23 protein-coding genes are annotated in these 22,875 nt (G+C 62.9%); 11 read left to right on the forward strand and 12 right to left on the reverse strand.

Going from position 1 to position 22,875, the window contains the following annotated elements; all coding sequences use genetic code 11:
• Window positions 1-17 precede the first annotated feature (17 nt).
• A complete protein-coding gene (locus tag IAU67_RS08905) occupies window positions 18-1,013 on the forward strand; it encodes a DUF3109 family protein (protein ID WP_225723495.1) in 996 nt (331 codons plus the stop codon).
• On the opposite strand, the gene IAU67_RS08910 is transcribed toward IAU67_RS08905, so the two are convergent.
• The 5 genes from IAU67_RS08910 to mshA form a co-directional block, all read right to left on the reverse strand.
• The gene (locus tag IAU67_RS08910) at window positions 1,010-1,705 is read right to left on the reverse strand and encodes a response regulator transcription factor (RefSeq protein WP_151842296.1); all 696 of its coding nucleotides are present in this window, start codon (window positions 1,703-1,705) and stop codon (window positions 1,010-1,012) included. The genes IAU67_RS08905 and IAU67_RS08910 overlap by 4 nt on opposite strands.
• 134 nt (window positions 1,706-1,839) lie before the next feature.
• Entirely contained in the window at window positions 1,840-3,078 is a 1,239-nt protein-coding gene (locus IAU67_RS08915) for a sensor histidine kinase (RefSeq protein ID WP_151842297.1), read from the reverse strand.
• A 129-nt stretch (window positions 3,079-3,207) separates the two neighbouring features.
• Entirely contained in the window at window positions 3,208-4,008 is an 801-nt protein-coding gene (locus tag IAU67_RS08920) for a phosphoglyceromutase (protein WP_151842298.1), read from the reverse strand.
• 17 nt (window positions 4,009-4,025) lie between these two features.
• Window positions 4,026-4,607: a type III secretion system chaperone family protein gene (locus IAU67_RS08925; protein ID WP_151842299.1), complete on the reverse strand. Its 582-nt coding sequence runs from the start codon at window positions 4,605-4,607 to the stop codon at window positions 4,026-4,028.
• A 142-nt stretch (window positions 4,608-4,749) separates the two neighbouring features.
• On the reverse strand, window positions 4,750-6,009 hold the full coding sequence (mshA, locus tag IAU67_RS08930; RefSeq protein WP_151842300.1) for a D-inositol-3-phosphate glycosyltransferase: 1,260 nt from the start codon (window positions 6,007-6,009) through the stop codon (window positions 4,750-4,752).
• Between the two features lie 235 nt (window positions 6,010-6,244).
• On the opposite strand from mshA, the gene IAU67_RS08935 reads away from it, so the two are divergent.
• From IAU67_RS08935 to IAU67_RS08950, 4 genes are all read left to right on the forward strand, one after another.
• Window positions 6,245-8,035, forward strand: a complete 1,791-nt coding sequence (locus IAU67_RS08935; protein ID WP_151842301.1) for a long-chain-fatty-acid--CoA ligase — start codon at window positions 6,245-6,247, stop codon at window positions 8,033-8,035.
• 93 nt (window positions 8,036-8,128) lie between these two features.
• Window positions 8,129-9,382: an alkane 1-monooxygenase gene (locus tag IAU67_RS08940; protein ID WP_151842302.1), complete on the forward strand. Its 1,254-nt coding sequence runs from the start codon at window positions 8,129-8,131 to the stop codon at window positions 9,380-9,382.
• Window positions 9,375-9,701 (forward strand): hypothetical protein, encoded by a 327-nt coding sequence (locus IAU67_RS08945; protein WP_225723496.1) that lies wholly within the window; start codon window positions 9,375-9,377, stop codon window positions 9,699-9,701. The genes IAU67_RS08940 and IAU67_RS08945 overlap by 8 nt, the downstream gene beginning before the upstream one ends.
• Window positions 9,702-9,839: 138 nt before the next feature.
• Window positions 9,840-10,004, forward strand: coding sequence for a rubredoxin (locus tag IAU67_RS08950; RefSeq protein WP_151842303.1), 165 nt, complete (start codon window positions 9,840-9,842; stop codon window positions 10,002-10,004).
• Here the strand turns inward: IAU67_RS08950 and IAU67_RS08955 are convergent, their stop codons facing one another.
• Window positions 10,005-10,757 carry a TetR/AcrR family transcriptional regulator gene (locus tag IAU67_RS08955; protein WP_151842304.1) on the reverse strand — a complete coding sequence of 251 codons (753 nt, stop codon included), beginning with the start codon at window positions 10,755-10,757 and terminating at the stop codon, window positions 10,005-10,007.
• Window positions 10,757-12,049, reverse strand: a complete 1,293-nt coding sequence (locus tag IAU67_RS08960; RefSeq protein ID WP_151842305.1) for a UDP-N-acetylmuramate dehydrogenase — start codon at window positions 12,047-12,049, stop codon at window positions 10,757-10,759. Before IAU67_RS08960 ends, IAU67_RS08955 begins: the two co-directional genes overlap by 1 nt.
• Window positions 12,050-12,072: 23 nt before the next feature.
• On the opposite strand from IAU67_RS08960, the gene IAU67_RS08965 reads away from it, so the two are divergent.
• Genes IAU67_RS08965 through IAU67_RS08975 form a run of 3 tightly spaced genes read left to right on the forward strand, consistent with a single transcriptional unit; the run spans window position 12,073 to window position 14,594 of the window.
• Window positions 12,073-12,570 (forward strand): DUF2505 domain-containing protein, encoded by a 498-nt coding sequence (locus tag IAU67_RS08965; RefSeq protein ID WP_151842306.1) that lies wholly within the window; start codon window positions 12,073-12,075, stop codon window positions 12,568-12,570.
• A gap of 24 nt (window positions 12,571-12,594) precedes the next feature.
• Complete coding sequence (locus tag IAU67_RS08970) at window positions 12,595-13,467, forward strand: class I SAM-dependent methyltransferase (RefSeq protein WP_151842307.1); 873 nt, start codon at window positions 12,595-12,597, stop codon at window positions 13,465-13,467.
• Between the two features lie 5 nt (window positions 13,468-13,472).
• Window positions 13,473-14,594: an LmeA family phospholipid-binding protein gene (locus tag IAU67_RS08975; RefSeq protein ID WP_151842308.1), complete on the forward strand. Its 1,122-nt coding sequence runs from the start codon at window positions 13,473-13,475 to the stop codon at window positions 14,592-14,594.
• Here the strand turns inward: IAU67_RS08975 and IAU67_RS08980 are convergent.
• The 5 genes from IAU67_RS08980 to IAU67_RS09000 form a co-directional block, all read right to left on the reverse strand.
• Window positions 14,591-16,366, reverse strand: coding sequence for an FAD-dependent oxidoreductase (locus IAU67_RS08980; protein WP_225723521.1), 1,776 nt, complete (start codon window positions 16,364-16,366; stop codon window positions 14,591-14,593). The two genes, IAU67_RS08975 and IAU67_RS08980, sit on opposite strands and share 4 nt — an antisense overlap.
• Window positions 16,367-16,633: 267 nt before the next feature.
• Window positions 16,634-17,155: a Cys-tRNA(Pro) deacylase gene (gene ybaK, locus IAU67_RS08985; RefSeq protein ID WP_151842310.1), complete on the reverse strand. Its 522-nt coding sequence runs from the start codon at window positions 17,153-17,155 to the stop codon at window positions 16,634-16,636.
• A gap of 20 nt (window positions 17,156-17,175) precedes the next feature.
• On the reverse strand, window positions 17,176-17,889 hold the full coding sequence (gene deoC / locus IAU67_RS08990; protein ID WP_151842461.1) for a deoxyribose-phosphate aldolase: 714 nt from the start codon (window positions 17,887-17,889) through the stop codon (window positions 17,176-17,178).
• Window positions 17,890-17,939: 50 nt separating this feature from the next.
• Window positions 17,940-18,254, reverse strand: coding sequence for a DUF2516 family protein (locus tag IAU67_RS08995; RefSeq protein ID WP_151842311.1), 315 nt, complete (start codon window positions 18,252-18,254; stop codon window positions 17,940-17,942).
• A 5-nt stretch (window positions 18,255-18,259) separates the two neighbouring features.
• A complete protein-coding gene (locus IAU67_RS09000) occupies window positions 18,260-19,585 on the reverse strand; it encodes a DUF445 domain-containing protein (RefSeq protein WP_151842312.1) in 1,326 nt (441 codons plus the stop codon).
• Between the two features lie 247 nt (window positions 19,586-19,832).
• On the opposite strand from IAU67_RS09000, the gene IAU67_RS09005 reads away from it, so the two are divergent.
• Genes IAU67_RS09005 through IAU67_RS09015 form a run of 3 tightly spaced genes read left to right on the forward strand, consistent with a single transcriptional unit; the run spans window position 19,833 to window position 22,827 of the window.
• Entirely contained in the window at window positions 19,833-20,912 is a 1,080-nt protein-coding gene (locus IAU67_RS09005; RefSeq protein ID WP_225723497.1) for a FecCD family ABC transporter permease, read from the forward strand.
• A gap of 11 nt (window positions 20,913-20,923) precedes the next feature.
• Window positions 20,924-22,000 (forward strand): ABC transporter substrate-binding protein, encoded by a 1,077-nt coding sequence (locus tag IAU67_RS09010; RefSeq protein WP_151842314.1) that lies wholly within the window; start codon window positions 20,924-20,926, stop codon window positions 21,998-22,000.
• The gene (locus IAU67_RS09015; protein WP_225723498.1) at window positions 21,979-22,827 is read left to right on the forward strand and encodes an ABC transporter ATP-binding protein; all 849 of its coding nucleotides are present in this window, start codon (window positions 21,979-21,981) and stop codon (window positions 22,825-22,827) included. Before IAU67_RS09010 ends, IAU67_RS09015 begins: the two co-directional genes overlap by 22 nt.
• The last annotated feature ends 48 nt before the right edge of the window (window positions 22,828-22,875 follow it).

The following is a 22,875-nucleotide window of genomic DNA, read 5'->3' on the forward strand; positions in this document are numbered from 1 at the left end:
CGATACGGTGGGTGCTTGTGAGTACACACATCGCATCGGGTTACCCCGAGGGCACACCCGCGGACTTGTCAGTGCAATCTGGCCGGGAGCTTCCTGCTGATTATCCCCGGGAGTGGTTGGAGTTTCTGGACCCCGCTGATCCTGAGCACATTATTTCTCTGGATCTGACGTGGTTGCTGTCGTCGTATCGTTGCCGCTTTGGCACTGAATCCTGTCTTGGAATCGACGCCGGCGCGCGCGACGTCGGCTGTTGCGGACATGGGGCGTTTCTGACGGACGAGGATGACCGTTCTCGTCTGCGTGAGATGGCGGAGCGTTTGGGGCCTGAGGATTGGCAGCATTGGGGACGTTGTCACGAGCAAGCGGGCGATCCTGCCGGGCACGCCACAGGCCGCGAAGGGGCAGGCGCGAGCACAGACGCAGACGCGGGCGTTCGCGGGAGCGGCGAGCAGGAGCGCCTCGAGCAGGGACGCGTGGAGCCGTGGCTGGAGTGGGACGAGCTGGAAAACGATGAGGGCGAGATGGAACCCGCGCTCAAGACCGTGGTCGTCGACGGCGCGTGCATCTTCGCCAACCGCGCGGGCTTCCCCGCGGGAACCGGCTGCGCGCTGCACGCCTATGCCCTCAAGCACGGGCTGTCCATCGTGGACTCCAAGCCGGAGGTGTGCTGGCAGCTTCCCCTGCGCCGGCTTGAAGAGTGGGAGGTTCGTCCCGACGGCGTGGAGCAGCTGCGCACCACCATCACCGAATACAACCGCCGGGGTTGGGGCAACGGCGGCGAGGACTTCGACTGGTACTGCACCACTGACCCCACCTGCCATGCAGGGGCCGATCCCCTGTGGCGCACGCACAAGGAGGAGTTGGAGGAGCTCATCGGAGCCCCGGCCTACGAGGTGCTGGCGCAGCATTGCGAGCAGCGGGAGAAGCTCGCCGCGCTGTCGCCCAGCGGGCTCCCATTGATTGCGATTCATCCGGCGACGCTGGAGCAGCGTCGCCGGGAATCGCAGGCCTAGGCCTCGAACTTGTAGCCCAGCCCGCGCACCGTCACCAGAATCTGCGGGCGGGACGGCTCCTCCTCAATCTTGGAGCGCAGACGCTTGATGTGAACATCCAGCGTCTTCGTATCGCCCACATAGTCCGCGCCCCACACCCGGTCAATCAACTGCCCACGCGTCAACACCCGGCCGCTATTGCGCATCAGGTACTCCAGCAGATCGAACTCCTTCAGCGGCAGCTGGACCCGCTGCCCATCCACGGTCACGATATGCCGCTCAACATCCAACACCACGCGCCCCTCGCGGAACACCAGGCCGTCGTCCGCGTCCTCGGCCGGGATCTCGTTATCCCCTCCCCGACGCAACACAGCGCGGATACGAGCGATCAGCTCCCGGGCAAAGTACGGCTTGGTGACATAGTCGTCCGCGCCCAACTCCAAACCAACAACCTTGTCGATCTCGCTATCCCGCGCGGTCACCATAATGACCGGCACGCTGGAGGTCTGCCGGAGCGTCCGGCAGACCTCCGTGCCAGACATCCCCGGCAGCATGAGGTCCAGAAGCACAATGTCCACATGGTTAGCCTCGAACATCTCCAAGGCAGTGGGGCCATCACCGGCGATAAACACCTCGAAGCCCTCTTTTTTCAGCAAGAACGCCAATGGTTCCGCCAATGATTCCTCGTCTTCGACAATAAGAACACTGGTCACAGCGGAAAACCTCTCTGGATCGACAGCACTAAAGCCCAAGGGTACACGGCCAGTTCGCGCTACCTCTAGTTCAGGGTCGGATGATCCCACCGCGGAGTAGCCCAACCCCGTGCGCTGGCTCAGCACTCCATCAACTAGTTCAGTGCCTCATCATCGTCATCATCGTCAGTCCCCGTGCTCAACGACAACGACGATACATAGCCACCCGCCGCCTTCTGCTGAGCCTCGTCATACACCGGCAACTCCAACGCAAACGTCGACCCAGTCCCCGGCCTCGACCACAAACTCACCGACCCACCATGGTTCACCATCACATGCTTCACAATCGCCAAGCCCAGGCCCGTGCCACCCGTATCCCGAGACCTCCCCTTATCCACCCGGAAAAACCGCTCAAACACACGCTCGTGATCCTCCGGCGCAATGCCAATCCCACGATCCGTCACGCTCAACTTCACCGCACCAGCATCCACCCGCCGAGAAATAGACACCGAACTACCCTGCGGCGAATAGTTAATCGCATTCGTCACCAAATTACTCAACGCAGTAACCAGCAAATTCCTGTCCCCTCGGACAGGCACACCCAACCCCGCATCCGTGACAATCTCAATTCCCGCCGTCTCAGCGGCGAGACGGCAGCGCTCCACGGCGGCGTCGACAATAGAATCAATATCCAGAATCTGCGGATCAGGCAGAGACTCCGCACCCTGCAACTTCGACAGCGAAATCAGCTCCGTGATCATCGTACTCATGCGCGAAACCTCCTTCGTGAGCTTCCCCCCGAAATACTCCACAGACTCCGGATCATCCTTCACTGACATCATCGTCTCCACCAGCAAAGAAATCGCCCCCACGGGAGTCTTCAGCTCATGCGACACATTCGCCACAAAATCACGCCGAGCCGACTCCATGCGGATCTGCTCCGACACATCCGAGGCATACACCACAACATAACGATCATCCGTCAGCGTCAACAACTGCACATGACCCGCAACCTCCATCACCGGGCGGGCGCCACGCTGAACCACCGGCTTCACCGTCATCTCACGAGACACCTGATCCACCAGCACCTGCTCCACGATCTCCCACACCTCGGGATGAACCATGCGCTCCTTAACCAAACCCAGCTCATGCGCACGCGGATTCGACAGCACCACACTACGGCGCTTATCCACCACAACCACCGCATCCGGCGACGACTGCACCGCAAAATACAACACCTGGGACACCGTGGAAACCTTGTTGTCCTCCAGGTCCGCCTGCGTTTTGCGATGGCGCAACTCCCGCACGCGCAGGCGATACAGGAGCACAGCCACCACAGTGACCAGCACACCCGCGGCCACGCCGCACAGCACCGCTAGTCCAAGTTCACTCATAGGAGTTCAATGTACACGCTGGCACGCACAGAGCTTGGGGTGGCGGTGCGAGAGCACTAGGACGGGTGGGCGACGCAGTGCGGAAGTTCGGGCGCGGAGAGGATGGGACGGGGCGCGGCGGCGTCGGGGCTACTTGGCCTCGCCCTGAGCAGCGACAGCAGCAGCACCAGCGGCCGCAGCCTCCGGATCGAGGTACTGGCCACCCGGATTCAACACCGAACCATCCTGGCCGATGGTGTACACCAGCGGAATGCCGGTAGGGATGTTCAGGGCAGCGATGTCCTCATCGGAAATCTTGTCCAAGTGCTTCACCAGCGCGCGCAGAGAGTTACCATGCGCAGCAACCAGCACAGTCTCGCCCCGCTTCAGGCGCGGCTCGATCTCCTCCTCGTAATAAGGAATGAAACGCTTCACCACGTCCAACAGGCACTCGGTGCGAGGAACCTCAGGCAGGTCGCTGTAGCGAGGATCATTGGTCTGGGCGTACTCGTTGTCCAGCTCGATCTCTGGCGGTGGGGTGTCGTAGCTGCGGCGCCAGCTCATGAACTGGTCCTCGCCGTACTTGTCCTTCGTCTCCGCCTTGTTCAGGCCCTGGAGCGCACCGTAGTGGCGCTCGTTCAAACGCCAATCGCGGATCACGGGGATCCAGTGACGGTCAGCCGCATCCAGCGCCAGAGCTGCCGTGGTGATCGCACGACGCAGCAACGAGGTGTACAACACAGTAGGCTCCAAGCCTGCTTCCTTCAGCAGCTCGCCGCCGCGCTTCGCCTCCTCACGGCCCTTGTCCGTCAGAGCGACATCCACCCAACCAGTGAACTGGTTGGAGGCGTTCCATTCACTCTGGCCGTGGCGGAGGAGGATCAGGGTTCCATTGTTGTCAGAGTTATTAAAGCTATTAGAGCTGTTTTCGGAGCTGGTGTTTTCGGTCATAATGTCTATTGTGCCACCTACTGCTCTGATTCCTTGTTTGTTTCCTGCCCCGTTTGGGGGTCAGCTGCCTGATGTGCGGTCTCCGGCAGGTCAGAATCCGGCGGTGGGGACAGCAAGGCAACCTCCGCCTCATCCGGCTTGAGGTGCGCAAATGCCGCCAAGTTGAACGTTGGTTCCCCGCGGGACAAGCGCCAGGCCCACTCGTGCTTGATGGAGGATTCGAAGCCGCGCTCCAGGATCCGGTTGAAGTCCTGATCCGCGCGCTCGAGCACCTGGCCCAGGATTCTTTGCACATCGTCGGCCGTGGTGGAGTCCGGGAATTGCCCCACCAAGTAGATGTCATCGTTGCGGTCCAGGGTGTAGTGCACACCGAAGCTCTTGCGGTTGGCGTGCAGGAGGAGCTTGTACACCTCTTCCTGGGCTTCCTCCACGCGGCGGCAGACGAAGGCTTCTACTCGGAACATGCCTTCTTGAGGGATGAAGATGCAGTTGGTTTTCAAGCGCTTCTCGCCTGGTAGCACCACTACAACGTTGTCGCCCGCGTCCTGGTATTCAACCTCTGCTGTATCTAAGAGGTCACAGATTCCTTGTCGATCCATAGCTTCCACGTTATATGAGGTGGCGCTGCCACGTGAAGGAAAAGCCAGGGGTACGCGCTGGCGCACCCCTCCCAAAATGTTCGATCAAAACGCCAGATTTGGGCCCAAATCTGGCGTTTTGATCGAACAATTTGTACAGAGTTTATCCCGCAGGCTGCCGCGGCCCACCACACCCCTGCGGCGGCAACTGCTCATACAGATCCTTCAACCGCGCAGCCGTCGCCGACCAGCAGAACTTCGCCGCATGCTCCGGCGCATACTCGCCCATCGCAATCCGGCGCTCATCATCCAGGATCAAGGACTCCAACGCATCGGCCCACGCGGCCGTCTCGTGACCGTCCACCAACACACCGGACTTCCCTTCCTCCACGGCGATCGGCAGCCCTCCCACACGCGTCGCCACCACGGGCGTGCCGCAGGCCTGCGCCTCCAGCGCCACCAGCCCAAAGGACTCGTTATAGCTCGGCACCGCGATCACATCCGCCGCTTGGTACACCGCCACCAGCTCCTCCGGCGGCCGCGGCGGCAGGAACCGCACGCACCCCGCGATCTCCAGTTCGGCGGCCAGGTTCTGTAGGAACTCCAGGCTGTCCTCCCCAGCGCCGGACGATCCTCCGCACACCATCACGCTCAGCAGCTGCTCGGGGTGCCGCCGCTGGAGCTCCGCCACGGCGCGCAGCAGCACGTGCGGCCCCTTGAGGCGCTGCAGGCGGCCCACGAACCCGATCACCTTCGCGCGGAAGGAGATGCCCAGCGCTCGGCGCCAGCGTTCCGTGGCCCGGTCGGATCCGGGCGTGAAGTGTTCCACGTCGGCGCCCGGCGCGACCACGTGGATGTTGGCGCCTTCGGCGTCGTAGGAGACTGTGAGGTCGCGCGCTTCGGCGTCGGTATTAACAATCAGAAGATCCGCATTGTCCACGATTTGTTGTTCGCAGATCATGCGGGATTCGGGTTCGCGCGAGTCACCTTCGGCGAGCGAGTTATTTTTCACGGCCGCGAGCGTGTGGGACGTGTGCGCCCAGGGGACGTTCCAGAGGTCGCGGAGGAGCCAGGCGACCTGCCCGGACAGCCAGTAGTGGGAGTGCAGCAGGTCGTAGGTGATGCCATGGTGACGCACGAACGCCAGCACGCTTCCGGTGAACGCCGCCAGCTGCGTGGGCAGTGCCTCCTTCGCTAGTCCTTCGTAGGGCCCGGCCACGCAATTGATGACGCGTACGCCGTGCTCAACGTCCACAATTTCGCCTTGGAGTGGGCGGGTTGCTCGGGTAAATATATCTACGTCGACGCCGAGCCTCGCGAGCTGCACAGCCGTATTTCTTATATAAACATTCATTCCGCCGGCATCGCCGCTGCCCGCTTGTTCCAAGGGGGAGGTGTGCATCGAGATCATCGCAACGCGCATATCGGCTAGTGTACGCGGGCGGCGGGGCCTTCAGCGGTCTTCAGCGGGGGTGCTGTGTGTGAGGGGTGAACAGTTTTTTAGTATGAAACTTCTTTGTTCTGCTGAATACTTGAGTGGCAAACGTTATCCTGGTCACAATCTCCACAATCTCCACGATCGAGATAACAACCGAGATAACTCACAGCCAGCCCAGACAGCTAAGACAGCTCAGTCGAAACATTAAAAGGAATACGTGATGACGACCGCCGAAGACACCCCACACAATGGCGTGCCAGCAGGCAACGAAGCCAACGCAACCAATGGACCAGCCCCGGAAGGTACGGCGTGGAAGGAGAAGCCGTACCTGAAGTACTACGCGCCGTGGACTCCGCACACCTTGGAATACTCCGAGGACACGCTGGCGCACATGCTGAAGGATTCTGTGCGCAAGAACGGACAGAACACGGCGTTGGAGTTCTTCGGTGCGTCCACCTCCTACGCTGAGCTGCAGGAGCAGGTCAATGCTTTCGCGGCGGGCCTGCGGCACTTGGGTGTGAAGAAGGGCGACCGCGTGGCCGTGATTCTGCCGAACTGCCCGCAGCACATCATCGCCTACTTCGCGATCCTGACGCTGGGCGCCACCGTCGCCGAGCACAACCCGCTGTACACGGCGCGTGAGCTGGAAGGGCCGTTCAACGATCACGGCGCGAAGGTCTGCATCGCCTGGGATAAGGTGGCGCCGTTGGCGCAGTCCCTGGTGGGTAAGACTCCGCTGGAGACGATCATCTCCGTCAACATGATCGAGGCGATGCCGAAGATCAAGCAGTTCGCCCTGAAGCTGCCGCTGAAGTCCATTAAGGAGAAGCGGGAGCTGCTGCATGCACCGGCGCCGGGAACCATTCCTTTCAGTGCTGTGAGCTCCGACAAGATGGGCGGCAACGGCAAGGACATTGAGATTCACCCGGACTTGGGTCCGAACGATCCGGCACTGATTCTGTTCACCTCTGGAACCACCGGCAAGCCGAAGGGTGCTCTGCTGTCCCACGGCAACATCATGTGCAACGTGACGCAGGGCTTGGCGTGGGTGAAGGACCTGGGCAAGGGCGGCCAGGAGCGCTACCTGGCGGCGTTGCCGATGTTCCACGTCTACGGCCTGACGCTCACCACGGCTTTGGGCGTGGCGACCGGCGGCAAGCTGGTTCTGCTGCCGAAGCCGGAGGTTCCGCTGATCGTGGATCAGCTGAAGAAGGAAACTCCTACCTACATGCCGGGCGTTCCTACGCTGTACGACAAGATCCTGGAGGCCGCGGACAGCCACAACCTGGACCTCAAGGGCATCAACAACGCCCTGTCCGGTGCTGCTCCTCTGCCCGTGCACACCACGGAGGCGTGGGAGAAGAAGACCGGCGGAAAGATCATCGAGGGCTACGGCCTGACGGAAACGGCGCCGATCATCGTGGCCAACCCCATCACCCCGGACCGCCGCGCCGGTCACATCGGTATTCCATTCCCAGACACGGAGCTGCGTGTGGCGGACCCGGAGGACTTCAGCCGCACCATGCCCGATGGCGAGGCCGGCGAGCTTCTGGTTCGCGGCCCGCAGGTCTTCAAGGGCTACATCAACATCCCCGACGAGGACCAGCCGTTCTTCGAGGACTGGTTCTGCACCGGCGACATGGCGGTCATGGAGCCCGACGGCTTCATCCGGATCGTGTCCCGCATCAAGGAAATGATCATCACCGGAGGCTTTAACGTCTACCCGGCTGAGGTGGAGGAGTACCTGGAGGAGCACCAGGACATCGTGAAGGCTGGCGTGGTTGGCCTGCCTCAGAAGGATGGCTCCGAGGAAGTGGTGGCAGCGATTGTCCTGCGCGACGGGGTGCCCGAATCCAGCTTCGACCACGAAGCCATGAAGGAATACTGCCGCGAGGGTCTGACCCGCTACAAGGTGCCGCGCCGCTTCTTCATCATCGACGAAATGCCGGCCGACCTGATCGGAAAGATCCGACGCCGCGAGGTGAAGGACCTGGTGCAGACCATGCTGTAACGGCGGGCTCCGTCAGCCCGACGCCGCCCGGCCGCAGCACGCAGGTTGCTGCGGTCAGGCAGCTGCGGCCCGGCTACAACCACTGGAGGGATTATGACCACAACACACCCAACACCCACGTCAGCCCGGGCGGGCAGCGCTGCGGCCTCAGCGCCCGAGTCCAGGCCCCAGGGCTGGAAGGATTCCAAGAAGTACTCCTGGGCGTTCAGCCTGATCCCGGCGGCCATTCCCCTCATTGCCTGGGGAATCGTTGAGTGGCTCCAAGCACTGAACGGGCCCCAGTGGCTGGTCCACGCCACCTGGTGGGCCGGCCCCATCTCCGTGTTCATCCTGATCCCTCTGGCGGATCTCATCCTGGGCCGCGATGGCGAGAACGTTCCGGAGGAGTTCGTCCCCTGGCTGGAGGAGACGAAGTTCTACCGCATCATCACGTACTTGTACTTCCCCATCATGCTGGCCTCCATCGTGGCGTGCTGCTACCTCTGGACCAGCGGGGACTTGACCCTGTGGGATAAGTTGGGCTTGGCCTGGTCGATGGGCATGACGTCGGGAATCGGCATCGTTGCCGCGCACGAGTTGGGCCACAAGAAGGGTTCCTTCGAGCGCTGGATGGGCAAGATCACCCTGGCGATTCCTGCCTATGGGCATTTCTATATCGAACACAACAAGGGCCACCACGTGAAGGTCGCCACGCCGGAGGATCCGGTGAGCTCACGCATGGGGGAAAACGTGTACACCTACCTGGTGCGTTCCATCCCTCAGCAGATTCCGCGCGCGTGGGGCATCGAGCGCAAGCGCCTGGCCCGCAAGGGTAAGCCTTCCTTCCACATCTCTAACGAGGTGCTCAACGCCTGGCTGGTGACGGTGGTTGTGTGGGGCGGACTGTTCCTGGCGTTTGGGTGGACGATCCTGCCGTGGATGCTCATCCAAGCTGTCATCGGCATTGCCCTTCTGGAGTTCGTGAACTACCTGGAGCATTATGGGCTGCTGCGTCAGCTGCAGCCGGATGGCCGTTACGAGCGCTGCTCGCCGGAGCATTCCTGGAACTCGGATAACCTGACCACCAATATCTTCCTGTACCAGCTGCAGCGCCACTCGGATCACCATGCCAATCCCACGCGCCGTTATCAATCCTTGAGATCCGACGCCAAAGCGCCCGAATTACCAGCCGGCTACGCAACGATGATCTTTCTTGCGTCCATTCCTCCGCTGTGGTTTGCCGTCATGAACCGACGACTCATGAAGCACTACGGCGGGGACATCCGGCGGGCGAATGTGCTGCCACGGAAGCGCGACGCTTTGGCGGCTCGCTGGCACACGGCGGACGAAGGGGAATCCCATGTCTGAGAAAGCGCACGCGGAGAGTGCCCACGCGGAGAGTATCCACACCGAGACGGTTGAGCAGCGGCGGGCTCGCGCCCGGCAGCACTACGCGCTGGCGTCGGCCGGCACGGCGGTGGGGCTGGGGCTATTGCTTCTGGCGGTGCTGGGCTTCGTGGGCGTTGGTGGGCTGGCCACGATCATTCCCTGGACTCTGGTGATCAGTTTGTTCTTCCTCATTCCCGGCATCGCCGGTGTGGTCCGAGGCCCTGGTCAGCCGTCCACGTACATCATCCCGCGGCCTCAGCAGCGCACTCGGATGAGAGGCACGGCCGCCGCGCGCTAAAGCACGCGCCGCGCGGCAGCACAGCGCAGACCACTGTCACGGGAGCACCTGAGGACGCTCCAGAGAAACACCACGACAGAACAACACACGACAGAACAACAGAAGAAGAGAAGTCACACAACAGAAGAGAGGAACACCATGGCTATCCACAAGTGCACGTGTTGCGACTATCAGTATGACGAAGACCGAGGCGACTACACCGAAGGCTTCCCCCCGGGCACGCCGTGGGACAACGTGCCCGATGACTGGTTCTGCCCCGACTGTGGCGTGCGGGACAAGGTGGACTTCGAACAGGTGGGATAACTAAGGCGTCCCCGCGCCCCCGGTACTCGTGGAGGCGATGAGCGTCATCGCCTCCAGAGTCTGCCGGCAGTATTCAAAAGCCACCGCAGGGTTCGTGGGCTCGGCCTGCTGCCACTGCTTGAAGCCCGTGTTCAAGGCCGCGGACACCATCGCCACGATCACGCCAGCCTCCCGGCTAGAACTACACTGCTGTTCGCTCAGGCGGCGGCACTCCGGCCGCTGGTGCAAAAACTCCGCCAGGTGCTGCTCCACGTCCTCGTGCAGCGCATGGAACTTCGCGAAAAAGCTCCTCGCCAGGGCGGGGTTTTCTTCCCGGATCACCCGGCGCCGCCGGGTGATCTCTGGCCGGTACTGATCGCTGCGCAACTCGCTGGTCACGAGCCTAAACATCAACGCGAGTACGCGATACACCAGAGACGGCTCGGCAGCCACCTCAGCACGGGTTCCGTCGAACCACTCAACACTTGCTTCTCCGGGGAGTTCCGGCTCCGGCCCCAACACGGCCACTTCTTTGCTGGGGAAGTAATTGAAGAAGGTGCGCGGGGAGATGCCCACGGCGGTGCAGATGTCTTCGACCGTGACGGCGTCGAAGCCTCGCTCCAGGACCAGCCGGGTGGCGTGGTCCTGGAGGGCGGCGTGGGTCGCTCGGCGCTTTTCCTCGCGCACAGACCGCCCCGCATGCGCCGGCCGTTCCGAACGCACGCAGCGCTCAGACCCCGCAGACTGCTCAGAACCTCCAGTCCTCTCAGCCATCACAGCGTAGCGCCCAACCAGATGGGCTCCGGCTCCAGCACCACACCGAAGGCCTCTCGCACCCCGTCGCGGACAGCCCGAGCCAGCTCAACAACATCCTCGCTGCTCGCACCACCCCGGTTCGTCAGAGCCAGCGTGTGCTTCGTAGACAAGGACGCCCTGTCATTGCCCGGCACGTGCCATCCCTTAGAAAACCCGGCGCGTTCAATCAGCCAGGCGGCAGAGAACTTAAAACGCTCTTCCCCTTCCGCGCTGTGGCCTGCGGGGTACAGCGGCATGGAGTCCGCTTCGGCGTCGGAACAACGGGTACGCACAGCGGCAACCACCGCATCCCGGGCGTCCCGGCCCACCACAATGGGATTGGTGAAAAAGGACCCGGCGGACCAGGTGTCGTGATCGGCCTCGTCCAGCACCATGCCCTTGCCGGCGCGCAACGCCAGCACGGCCTCACGCACCTCCGCCACGGGACGGCGCACGCCATGCCCCTCCTCGGGCGTAACACCCAGGCGCCGGGCCAGCTCGCCGAACCGCAGCGGCGCGCTCAGGCCGTCGGTGCTCAGCTGGAACTCCACGGCGGTCACCACGGCGCGATTCGTGAACTTCAGGTTGGAGTAGCGATAGTCCAGGTCCAGGGACTCCGGATCCACCCACTCCCAACGGCCGGTCGAGCGCTCGTACAGCTGCACCCGCCGCAGCGTCTGGGACACCTCCGCGCCGTACGCCCCCACGTTCTGCACCGGGGTGGCGCCGACGGACCCGGGGATACCGGACAGGCACTCCAGGCCGCCAAGCCCCGCCGCCACGGTCACCTCCACCAGCTCATCCAGCACCACTCCGGCGAAGGCGCGCACCACGCCCGTGGACGTATCCACGGAGATGTCGGACTCGCCCTGAATCTCCGCGTCCTGATCTTCCTCCGACACCTGGGCTCCCGCAGCTCCGGCGTGCGCCCAAATGACCAGCAGGTCTTGTACCCCGGGCCCCTCGCCCACCACAAGGTTGGAGCCTCCGCCGACCACAATGTTTGGGATCTCCTCCTGATCGGCCCAGGCCACCACCTGGTGCAGAGCCTCCGCGGTGGCGCAGGCGATCACGGCGGCGGGGGCGCCGCCGATGCGCAGGGTGGTCAGCTCCGCGAAGGTGCGGCCCACACTATGAGCGCCGGGCACGGTCTGCGCGAACTGCTCGGCACGCTCGGGCACGGATGTGGTCGCAGGTGCGGTCGCAGAAGTGGACTCAGCTGCAGTCTCAGATGTGGACACAGTTTCTGGGGAAAAATCCGAATCAGTCACGGGTATCAGGGTAGTCTGTTGACATGACTACTCACAGCGAGAACACCGCAACGATCAACTTTCCTATCGAAAAAGTTCACGAAGCCCTGACCTCCAACGCATACTGGACCTACGAGGTAGAAAACATCGGTGACGAGCCAGGCCAGGTTCACACCTTCACCGAAGACCCCACCAAGGTGGAACTGTACGAACTTCTTCCCAAGGCCGCCCTTCCCGAGGCCGTGCGCGGCTTCGTCTCCCAGGACCTGAAGCTCAAGCGTGTTGCGAGCTTCGGACCGTTGGCGGACAACACCATCACCGGTGAGGTTACCGCTGAGGTCAAGGGCGCGCCCGTGTCCTTCTCTTCCGAGGTGAAGCTGACCGGCGAGGGGGACACCACCACGCTCGTCGCGGATTCCGCCGTGGATGTGAAGATCCCGATGATGGGCCCAGTGCTGGAGCCGAAGGTCGCCGAGTGGCTGGAGGACTTCCTCGCCAGCGAGGCAGCCTGCATCGAAAAGTGGCTGGCTGACAACCAGTAACCTCGGCCAGTAACATCGGCTGCCATGGCCGATCACGCGCATAATCTTAAGGCCCGTTCGTGGACATCGGACGGGCCCATCGGCATACCCACCCGCGGCACCACCGGCTTTAACCGCCTGCGGAAATCCGACCGCTGGATTGCCTCCCACCCGCTGTTGCGCCGGCAATTCCAGCGCGCCATCATCCACGAGCAGCGCAGCCCCGTCGCGGTGGATGTGGGCTACGGCGCCTCCCACACCACCACCTGCGAGTGGGCGCGCTTCCTCCGCACCGTCCACCCCAGCGAGCACCACCCTGTGCAGGTCACGGGCCTGGAGATCGAGCCCTCCCGGGTCCTCCCGCCCCGCGACGGGGTGACCTTCGCCCTCGGCGGTTTCGAGCTGGCCGGCATGCGCGCCGACCTGATCCGCGCTTTCAATGTCCTGCGCCAATACGACGTCGACCAGGTCTACGCCGCCTGGGACACCATGCGCTCCCGCCTGCGCCCCGGCGGCCTGATCATCGAAGGCACCTGCGATGAAATCGGCCGCCGCAGCTGCTGGGTACTCCTCGACCAGGACGGCCCCCGCACCCTCACCATGGCCTGGGACCCGTTCGACGTCCACACACCCAGCGACATCGCCGAACGCCTGCCCAAAGCACTGATCCACAACAACACGCCCGGTCACCGAATCCACGACATCCTTACCGCCATGGACGACGCCTGGGAACGCGCCGCGCCCCTCGCCGTCTTCGGCCCGCGCACCCGCTGGAGGCAGGCCCTGGACACCTTCCTGAGTGAGAGCGGAGATGAGGGTGGGCTGCGGACACTGCAAGCCCGGCGTCGAATTCAAGACAACACAATCACGCTCCCGTGGAACATGGTTGCAGACAGGGACGGCTATGGGGAACACTAGATCACGTGAGTACAGCAAACATGACAGGACGTTCGGCGGGCACCCGGAAGAAGACCGGCCTTGTGTGGAAAATTCTGGGCGGCCTGGTGGCCGTCATCCTTATTCTGGGGTTGTTCGCGGAGTTCGGGCTGCGCTGGTACATCAAGGACAACATTGAGGACACGCTCAAGGAGCAGGCCGCGGCGTCCCGCGTGCAGATGCAGGCGGATCCCAGTGTGACGATGGGCAGCCGGTCTGTGGTGCTGGGCCTGCTGGGCGGGAGGATCCCGCAGCTGGATATGGAAATCCCGTCGTCGCTGCAGGTCAGCTACGAGAACAACGATAAGTCGCGTCCGGTGGTCGCCGGCGATCCCGCGACCACGATTCACGCCACGGACATTGCGCTGAATGGGTCCTCCCAGGAGGACATGATCCTGGGCAGCCTGGAGGTAGAGACCGTGCTGCCGGCCGAGGCGATGCTGGCGCAGGCGCAGCAAACCATGGCCGAGTCCAAGCAGGAGCAGCAGCAGGACGAGGGCCTGGAGGGGCTGGTGCAGCAGGCGCTGCGGGTCACGGACATCACCACCGATGAGGCGAACCAGACCCTCACGTTCCAGCTCGGCGGCGGGCTGGCCGACCTGGTGCTGCGCCCCCGCGTGGAGGACGGCCGCATCACGATGGACACCACAGACGTGAAGTTCCTGGGCTTCAGCCTGCCCAGCGCCATCGTGGACGCCATCGGTGAGCAGATCGCGCAACAGGCCGAGGAGGCCGGAAACCTTGGCGATCATCTCCGTATGTCCGACGCCCGCGTGACCGACGAGGGGCTCAAGGTTGTCATGCAGGGCAACGACGTCAGCATGGCGGAGTTGGCCCGGTCCTTGAACGAGGCCAGGGGCGCTGCCGACGGTACGGTGCGCGGTGGTGACGGTAGCGCTAGCGCTGGCCGTGCCGGCGAGGGGCACGGTGCAGGGCGCGGTGAAGGACGACACGACGCTGGCGCGGACGGTGAACTGGGCTCTGCAGATCACGACGCTGGGGATTCTGGCGCGGCAGATCACGGCGCAGCCCGTCCCGATGCTGCACAGGAGCAGGACTCCGTCACGATCCCTGAGCCAGGCGCCGTGGGATCCAGCGAGCGCCGCTAGCCCGTGTGGTGCACCTCGGCGAGCTCGTAGACCGGGGTGTCCAGACCTTCGTACCGCGCCTTCAACTGCAGCGCCAGGTACCGCGAGTAGTGACGTGACTGGTGCAGATTGCCGCCATGGAACCACAGGTTCTCCACCTGGGTGGGCTTCCACATATTGCGCAGCTCCCCTTCCCACGGACCGGGATCCTTCGCCGTGTCCGACCCGAGGCCCCAGCAGCGACCCACCTGATCGGCAACCTCCTTGGAGATCAGCATCTCCGCCCACCCATTCATCGAACCATAGCCCGTGGCCTGCACAATCACATCCGCCGGAAGCTCCGTACCATCCGTTAAGACCACGGAGTGCTCCCTCACTTCTTTAATCGTCACACCGGACTTCACGGGAATGGATCCGTTCGCCACCAGCTCCGAAGCGCCCACGTTGATGTAGTATCCCGAACCGCGGCGCACATACTTCAAGAACAACCCTGACCCGTCATCGCCGAAGTCCAGGAGAAAGCCAGCCTTCCTCAGCTGGTCATAGAAATCCTTGTCCGCTTCCTGGATTCTGTCGAAGATGGGCCGGTGGGCGTCGGGCAAAATTTTGTACGGCCACGACGCAAACAGTAAGTCAGCGCTATCCACGTCGAGCCCGGCGTCCACCGCGTCCTCGGAGTACAGCGGGCCGAAGACCTCCCGCATCAGGGAATCAGATTGGACGATGTGGGTGGAGGAGCGCTGGATCATGACCGGCTTCGCGCCATGGTCATACAGGTCCGCGCAGATGTCGTGGGCGGAATTGTTGGCACCCAGCACGATCACATTCTTGCCGGCATCCCCGCCACCGCCGGGGTGTTCGGAGGAATGGCGGATCTCACCCCTGAAGTTTTCCTGCCCCTCCATGTACGGGCGGTTCGGCACGCCGGACATGCCCGTGGCCAGCACCAGCTGCGTGGGTTCCAGCGTGACGTCCTCGCCGTCTCGGTTCACGACGACCGTCCATGTACCTGAGGCTTCGTTGAAGGTTGCGCCCTTGCACTCCGCGTTGGTCCAGTAGTCCAGGTCCATGATCCCCACGTAGTGCTCAAGCCAGTCACCCATCTTGTCCTTCGGGGTGAACACCGGCCAGTCATCTGGGAACGGCAGGTAGGGCATGTGGTCGTACCAGACCGGATCGTGCAGGCACAGGGAGTGGTAGCGGCTGCGCCACTGGTCACCCGGGCGTTCAGCCTTGTCGACGACCAGTGTAGGCACGCCCTGGCGTTTCAACCGCGCGGCCAGGGCGATGCCACCCTGGCCGCCGCCGATGATCAGGACGTAGGGCTGCTCCGAGTAGCCCAGGGTGCGGCGGCGCTCCGCGCGCTTATCGGCCCAGTTCTTCGGATCTTTCTGCGGGCCGTGCTCTGCGCCCATCGGGCGGCGGTGGCGGGACGGCTCCGGGAAATCCTTCAGTTCGCGGGCGGAGGTCATGACGGTCCACGCTTTGCCGTCGGCGAGGCGGGCGATGCCCTTGCAGTGGAAATCCGCGGAATCGCAGGTGAAGTGGACTCGGGTGACCTGGGTGCCGATCATGTCGCTGCCTTCGTCAGCCACCTCTGTGATGTGGATGTTGCTCAAAGCGCTCGCTTCTCTGGTTGCCTGCAGCATCTGGGTGATCGCCGGGATGCCCTCCGCGGTGTGCAAGTTCCAGGTGAAGGCGAGGAGGTCTCGCCAGTAGCTGTCCTCGCGGAAGAGTGCGCGGACATCGTCGTCGGAGATCGTTGACTTCTGTGTCAGCTCCTCCAGCGCCATGGCCCAACGGTGTGCGGTGTCCTTCAATTGATCGCAGTTCATGGTGATCTCCTTGCCCCGTGCTGCGCACGTGCCTCAGTGTGTTTTGCTTTCCACCAATTGGAAAGTGCTGACCATCACATTAGATTCTTGAGTGAGATCTGCGCCACATAGTTATATCTTCACCACACCCGCGGTCTCCACGCGGACGTCGTGGTCTGCGCCTAGTTCTGCGTGTTCACGCTGCGCCTTGCGCTGTGTCTTGCGCTGCACATGTAGCCTGCGCGCTCAGTCTGCGCACACATCGGCAAACCGAGCGTTCACCAACGGCGCCAGGTCCTCCGCATTCATCTCCACATCCAGGCCACGCCGACCACCCGAGAAGAAGATCGTCTCGAAAAGCACAGCCGTCTCATCAATCACCGTGGGAAGCACATTCTTCTGCCCCAATGGCGAAATCCCACCAGGCACATATCCGGACGACTTCTGCGCATCTGCAGGATCCGCCATCGTCACCTTGGGCACCCCGTGCGCTGCCGCAGCCTTCTTCAGACTCAGCTGGTGAGACACTGGCAGCACACACACGCCCAGCACACGCTTCGACCCCTTCCCCGCCGTGAGATCCACAACCAATGTTTTAAAGAGCCTGTCTGGATCCACACCCAGCTCATGGGCCGCGTGCTCCCCAAAATGATCCGTCCCGGCCTCAAAAGTAGACACGGTATGGGGCACGCCAGCCTCCTCCAGAATCAGCAGAGCCGGAGTGGCAGCATGCGGTGTCTTGGACTTCTTGTCATGCTTCTTACCCACGCGCGCTACACCCCGGCTCTCTACTCCGCTGAGCCGTCCGCGGCGCCATCCTGCGGCCGCGACGACAGAATAGCCTCCGGCGCCGACACCCCCAGGCGCGTCGCCCCCGCCGCCACCATCGCCACCGCAGAATCCCAGTCACGGATACCACCGCTGGCCTTAATACCCATCAGCCCCTGTTGCTGCCGCACCACATCCGGTAGACCGCACGGAGCCAACTTCCCAGCAGAGCGCAACTCCTCCGCCATAATCTCCACCGCCCGCACACTGGCACCCCCAGCCGGATGGAAACCAGTAGACGTCTTCACATAATCAACCCCCACAGCAACACACGCCTGCACTGCCGTGCGCAGCTGCTGCTCAGTCAATGCCGCGGATTCCACAATCACCTTCAGCACAGCCGGCTGCGGAACCGCCTCCCGCACCGTCATCAATTCGCTAATCAGCGCAGTGCGATCCTCCGCAATCGCCGCCGCAATATCAATCACCACATCCACTTCATCGGCACCATTCTGCACCGCAAAACGCGCCTCCGTGGCCTTAATCAAACTGGCATGCTTCCCCGACGGAAACCCCGCCACCGTCGCCACCACCAGACCCGACTCCTCGGGCACAGCCACCGGCAGCATCGAGGGGCTCACGCAGATGGCGCCGCACGACAAGCGAAGGGCGTCGGATATTAATCGGTCCACGTCAGCCCGTGTCGCCTCCGGCTTCAGCACGGTCGCATCCATGATCGCGGCCAACGCCGCAGGGCTCAGCGTCTCAGCATTCACGGCCACGCTCACCAGCTCCCGCTGGCGTTATCCAGCACGTCACGCAACGACGGGCGCACATCCTGCCAGTACACGCCCACAATCACCGCCGCGATAATCCACAACATCTGCAGCCCCGGCAGAAAGGACAGCACAACCAACACCAGCGCGCCACCCATCAACATCAACCAATTCTGCTTCTGGCGATCAATCACCATAAACGCGTCATCGCGCGTGATGGCGATCTGCACACCGCCCACCACAGCAAACGCCAAAACCAGCAGCCCAGCGGCCGCATTCAGCCCAAACAGCACGTACCACAGACCGGTCAGCACAACACTCATGACCGCTATGCTACCGCGAAAACCAGCTCAGTCAGGGAATAGATCACCAAACCAGCCAACGCGCCGACGATCGTTCCGTTCACGCGAATGAACTGCAGATCCTTGCCCACCATCAGCTCGATCTTGTCGCTGGCCTCCTGGGCATCCCACCGCTCGACGGTCTCGCCGATGATGCCGGTCACCTCGCCGGCATAGTTGTCCGCGAGGTAGCTGGCGGCGCGGACAATCCGATCCTCCAGCGCGTCGCGCAACTGCGGCTCATCCTGAATGCGCTGGGCGAACTCGTGCGACCACTGCGCAATCTTGCGGCGCAGCAAAGCCTGCTCATCGCGCGCCATCGCCGTGACATTCGAGCGCACAGACTCCCACAACTTTCCGGGCAGCGCCTGCACCGGCCCGGACCTCATGATGTCCTCCTTGAAGCCTTCCACCTTGGCAATCATGGCCGGATCGTGCTGCAAGTCCTGCGCCAACTGCGCGATGAACGAGCGGATCTGCTGACGCGCCTCATGATTCGGATTGTGGCGCACATCCGCGGTGAACTGCACCAGCTCGCGATACACCTTGTCCCCCACCAACTCGCGGACGAAGCGGGGCGCCCAGGATGGGGTCCGTTCATCGATCAACGTGGTGACAAAATCCTCCGACGCCCGGGCTTTGTCATCCATCCACACCACCACAGCGTCCACCGCGGGTTCCGTGCGGCCCTCATCGATCAATTGCTGAAGTCCCCGGCCCAAGGGCGGGGCCCACTGGGGTTCGCTGGCTTTGTCGATGACGAGGGCGCGCAGCACCTGCTCAGCTTCTGTGGGGTCGATGCCGTTGATCACGACATCGATCAGCTTGCCGGCCTCTTGAGAGATGCGAAGGTCACCCTGCTGGTTAAGCACCCAGTTGCTGGCACGCGACGGGATGTGGGCCTTGTGAAGCTTGTCGCTGATCAGCGCGGCGTTGAGGAAGTTCTCCCCCACGAACTCAGACAGCGCGTGGCCCACCTGGTCCTTTTTGCGCTTAATAATCGCGGTATGCGGGATGGGGATTCTAAGCGGGTGCCTGAACAACGCGGTGACCGCGAACCAGTCCGCCAAGGCTCCGACCATTCCAGCCTCCGACGCCGCCCGGACGTACCCCACCCATGCGCCAGGATTGCCCTGGTATTCCAACCAGCGCATGGAGACGTAGATGACGGTGGCGAGAATCAGCAAGCTTGTAGCTATTGTTTTGTGCTTGCGCAGATCCGCCCGGCGCGCCGCCTCAGTTTCCGGGGCTGGGCCTGGGACCGGCAACGCGTTGCCGTTGAGTGCTGGGGCTGCGGTGTTTCGATGAGTCACCCATCCTATTATCCACAATGCTGCCGTCTACTCAGCGGGGTGTCTTAGAACGTCGACTCGATTTTCCTAAGAAAAGAATAAGACCAGGTCAGAAAACTGGCATCATTTATGCGATTTGTCGAAGCGACGTTCTAAGACACCTCTCCCTCTAACAGGCAGGCTGTGATCAATAGGTAGGCAAAGCTGCAAGCAAGCAGCAGGCAATAAGCAACTAGAGAATTGCCATCAACGCGCGTAGATTCAAACTGTGATCCTCCTGAAGGCCACGCGCGCCACTGACCCTTTGGGTCACCGCCACGCGAATGCCCGCACCATCACCTGGGCTGCCCTTCTCCTCTGCACGCTTGCAGCCAGCTGCGCCGCAGCGCTGCACCTTGGAACCAGCACTCTTGGCTCACACGCTTCCCTATCTCCTGAGCAGCTCCACACCATCATTCACACCATCCGCGCGCCGCGCATCACGCTCGCGGTATGTGTGGGTGCGGGGCTCGCCGTCGCGGGCGCCGTGATGCAGGCTCTTGTGCGCAATATCCTGGCGGATCCTTATATTGTCGGCATTCATTCGGGCGCCTCCGCCGGGGCTGCGGCGGTGCTTCTGGGCGGCTCCGCCCTGGGAGCTGTGGGCGCTGCAGGCGCTGCCGGCACAGCCAGCGCCGCGATCCCCGCGCTGGGTCTTCAAGCCGGGGCTTTTGTGGGCGCGGCGGTGGCGTCTGTTCTGGTCTTTGCTCTGGCGCGGACGGCGGGTTCATTGAACGCGGTGCGCATTCTGTTGGCGGGCGTGGCCGTGGGTTATGCGTTGAGCGCATTGACGAGTTTCATGGTGTTCGCCTCCGATTCTCCCGAGTCTTCGCGTTCTGTGATGTTTTGGTTGCTTGGTTCGTTGAATCTGGCGCGGTGGGATTCGGCGTTGTTGGCGTGTGCCGTGGTGACGGCGTTGTGTTGTGCTGTGTTGTGGTGTGTGGGGCCGCATGTGGATGCTGTGGTGGTGGGGGATTCTACGGCGTTGTCGTTGGGTATTCGTCCGGCTCGTTTCCGCGCGGTACTACTGGCGGTACTATGCGTGTTGATTGGTTCGCTGGTCGCGATGAGTGGCGCGATTGGTTTTGTGGGCTTGGTGGTGCCGCATGTGGCCCGCCGCCTTGTGGGTAGCGCCCACCGCCGGATGTTGCCGATCGCGGCGCTGCTGGGTGCGTTGTTGCTGGTCTGGTCTGATGTGCTGGCGCGCCTGCTGCTGGCTCCGCAGGAGATTCCCATCGGTATCATTACTGCATTGATCGGCACTCCTGGTCTTTTTATTCTTATTCGACGCCAACTCTCCTCCCCCTAAGGTTCCCTCCCATGTTTACTGTTCGTTTGTCTCGCGTCCCGCGGGGTGCCCGTGTTGTCTGTGCGTCGGTGGCGGCGTGCAGTGTGCTGGCTCTGAGTGCGTGCTCGTCACACGCAGCGCATGAGGGTGAGAACGTCGTGCCCAATTGTGGGCACGACGTTGTCTTTGAGAGGGAGCCGCAGCGGGTGTTGACGATGGGTGCGGAGTCCATCACGACGTTGTCGCATTTGGGGGTTCTGGATCGCGTGGCTGCGCGGGCTGGTAGTTATCCGGAGGAGTATTTTGACGAGTCGATTCGTTCGGCTCTTACGGAGGTTCCGTCGTTGACGGACCGTGTGGATGCCACGGGTCATATTCAGATTTCTACGGAGCAGGTGGCTGCGGTGGATCCTGATGTGGTGTTGGGGGCGTCCGATACTGTGACGTTTGAGTCGATGCAGGCCCAGGGGATTCCGTTGATTAATGAGCCGGCGTTTTGCGGAGCGTTGGAGGGGCCTGCGAGCTTTGAGGATGTGTGGGATCAGGTCGCGACGTACGGGAAGGTGTTCCATCGAGAGGAGCGCGCGGCTGAGTACGTTGCGGAGTTGAAGGAGCGTCTGGCGGAGCTCGCGATACCGGGGGCCACGGACGCCGGTCAGAGCCGCGCAGACGCCAGTCCGGGCCGCGCGGGCGACGAGGGCTCAGCGCACCCTCTGACCGTGGCGGTGCTGTACCCCACCATCGGCGGCGGAGTGACCTACGCCTACGGCACGCGCTCCATGTCGCACCCCGTGGTGGAGGCTGCGGGCCTCACCAACGTCTACTCCGATGTGAACAAACGCGTCTTTGAGGTCAGCGCCGAGGACATCGCCGCCCGGCAGCCCGACCTCATCATTTCCCTGTACACCGCCGGCGACCCCGCCGCCGTTGTCCAGGCCACCAAGGATCTTCCCGGAGCGAAGACCCTGCCGGCAATACAGAAGGGACGGATTCTTCCGCTACTCCTGAATTACGCGGAGCCGTCCACGCCCCTGGCCGTGGACGGAGTGGAGAAAATCCACGAGTTCGCGGACAAGGCAGCGGCCGAATGGCACAAGGCAGCCGAATGATCGCAGCCACCGGAGTGTCCATTGACCGTGGGGCGCAGCGCATCGTCGACAACGTCGACCTGCACTTCCCACCGGAGCACCACGAACCGAACGCCGGTCACCCCTCGGTCACCGGGCTGGTCGGCCCCAACGGCTGCGGCAAAACAACGCTGCTCAAAGGCCTCCTCGGGGAACTGCCTTGCGCGGAAGGCAGCGTCACCATCGACGGCGAACCGCTCGCACGCCTATCCCGGCGCACCATCGCCCAACAGTTCGCGATCGTGGTCCAAGAGGACAGCACCAGCATCCCCATGACCGTCGCCGACCTGGTGACCTTGGGCAGAATCCCGCACAACAGCGCGCCCTTATCGGCGGGTGGCTTTCGGGGAGAGAGGCGGCGTCGGGAAGAAAGAATCATTGTCGAAGCCCTGACGGCGGTCGGGCTGCGCGATAAGGCTACGCACGAGCTGGCGCGGCTGTCCGGCGGCGAACGGCAACGCGCGCGCATCGCCCGGGCCGTGGCGCAGCGCACGCCGCACCTCATCATGGACGAACCCACCAACCACCTGGATATTCGCTTTCAGCATGATGTGCTGCGGCTGGTGCAGGAGCTCTCGTCGACGCGGCGCGTGGCCAGCCTGATCGTGCTGCACGACCTGAACCTCGCTGCCCGGTACTGCGACTACGTCTATGTGATGGACGCCGGGCGCATCGTGGCTGCGGGAGCACCGCGGGAGGTGCTCACGCCGGAGGTGCTGGAGCCGATATATGGGATTCCGATCACGCGCGTTGATGTGGGTGGGAATCCTCAGCTGCTGTTTGGGGAGGGTGGCGAGGCGGCGCCGTAGCGGCGCTGGATGCGTTGGATGCCCGCGCTGGATGCGTTGGCCGCACTG

It is taken from the genome of Corynebacterium zhongnanshanii, from assembly GCF_014490575.1.
GTDB classification, from domain to species: Bacteria; Actinomycetota; Actinomycetes; order Mycobacteriales; family Mycobacteriaceae; genus Corynebacterium; species Corynebacterium zhongnanshanii.

Coding starts and splice junctions, on each gene's coding strand:
- deoC (WP_151842461.1), bottom strand. CDS start 17,889: ATGGATGCGACCGTGCTGAAGCCGGAGGCGACACGGGCTGACGTGGAC.
- IAU67_RS08920 (WP_151842298.1), bottom strand. CDS start 4,008: ATGACCGAAAACACCAGCTCCGAAAACAGCTCTAATAGCTTTAATAAC.
- IAU67_RS08945 (WP_225723496.1), top strand. CDS start 9,375: ATGTCTGAGAAAGCGCACGCGGAGAGTGCCCACGCGGAGAGTATCCAC.
- IAU67_RS08965 (WP_151842306.1), top strand. CDS start 12,073: ATGACTACTCACAGCGAGAACACCGCAACGATCAACTTTCCTATCGAA.
- IAU67_RS08925 (WP_151842299.1), bottom strand. CDS start 4,607: ATGGATCGACAAGGAATCTGTGACCTCTTAGATACAGCAGAGGTTGAA.
- IAU67_RS08915 (WP_151842297.1), bottom strand. CDS start 3,078: ATGAGTGAACTTGGACTAGCGGTGCTGTGCGGCGTGGCCGCGGGTGTG.
- IAU67_RS09010 (WP_151842314.1), top strand. CDS start 20,924: ATGTTTACTGTTCGTTTGTCTCGCGTCCCGCGGGGTGCCCGTGTTGTC.
- IAU67_RS08980 (WP_225723521.1), bottom strand. CDS start 16,366: ATGGCGCTGGAGGAGCTGACACAGAAGTCAACGATCTCCGACGACGAT.
- IAU67_RS08955 (WP_151842304.1), bottom strand. CDS start 10,757: ATGGCTGAGAGGACTGGAGGTTCTGAGCAGTCTGCGGGGTCTGAGCGC.
- mshA (WP_151842300.1), bottom strand. CDS start 6,009: ATGCGCGTTGCGATGATCTCGATGCACACCTCCCCCTTGGAACAAGCG.
- IAU67_RS08950 (WP_151842303.1), top strand. CDS start 9,840: ATGGCTATCCACAAGTGCACGTGTTGCGACTATCAGTATGACGAAGAC.
- IAU67_RS09015 (WP_225723498.1), top strand. CDS start 21,979: ATGGCACAAGGCAGCCGAATGATCGCAGCCACCGGAGTGTCCATTGAC.
- IAU67_RS08935 (WP_151842301.1), top strand. CDS start 6,245: ATGACGACCGCCGAAGACACCCCACACAATGGCGTGCCAGCAGGCAAC.
- IAU67_RS08970 (WP_151842307.1), top strand. CDS start 12,595: ATGGCCGATCACGCGCATAATCTTAAGGCCCGTTCGTGGACATCGGAC.
- IAU67_RS08995 (WP_151842311.1), bottom strand. CDS start 18,254: ATGAGTGTTGTGCTGACCGGTCTGTGGTACGTGCTGTTTGGGCTGAAT.
- IAU67_RS08940 (WP_151842302.1), top strand. CDS start 8,129: ATGACCACAACACACCCAACACCCACGTCAGCCCGGGCGGGCAGCGCT.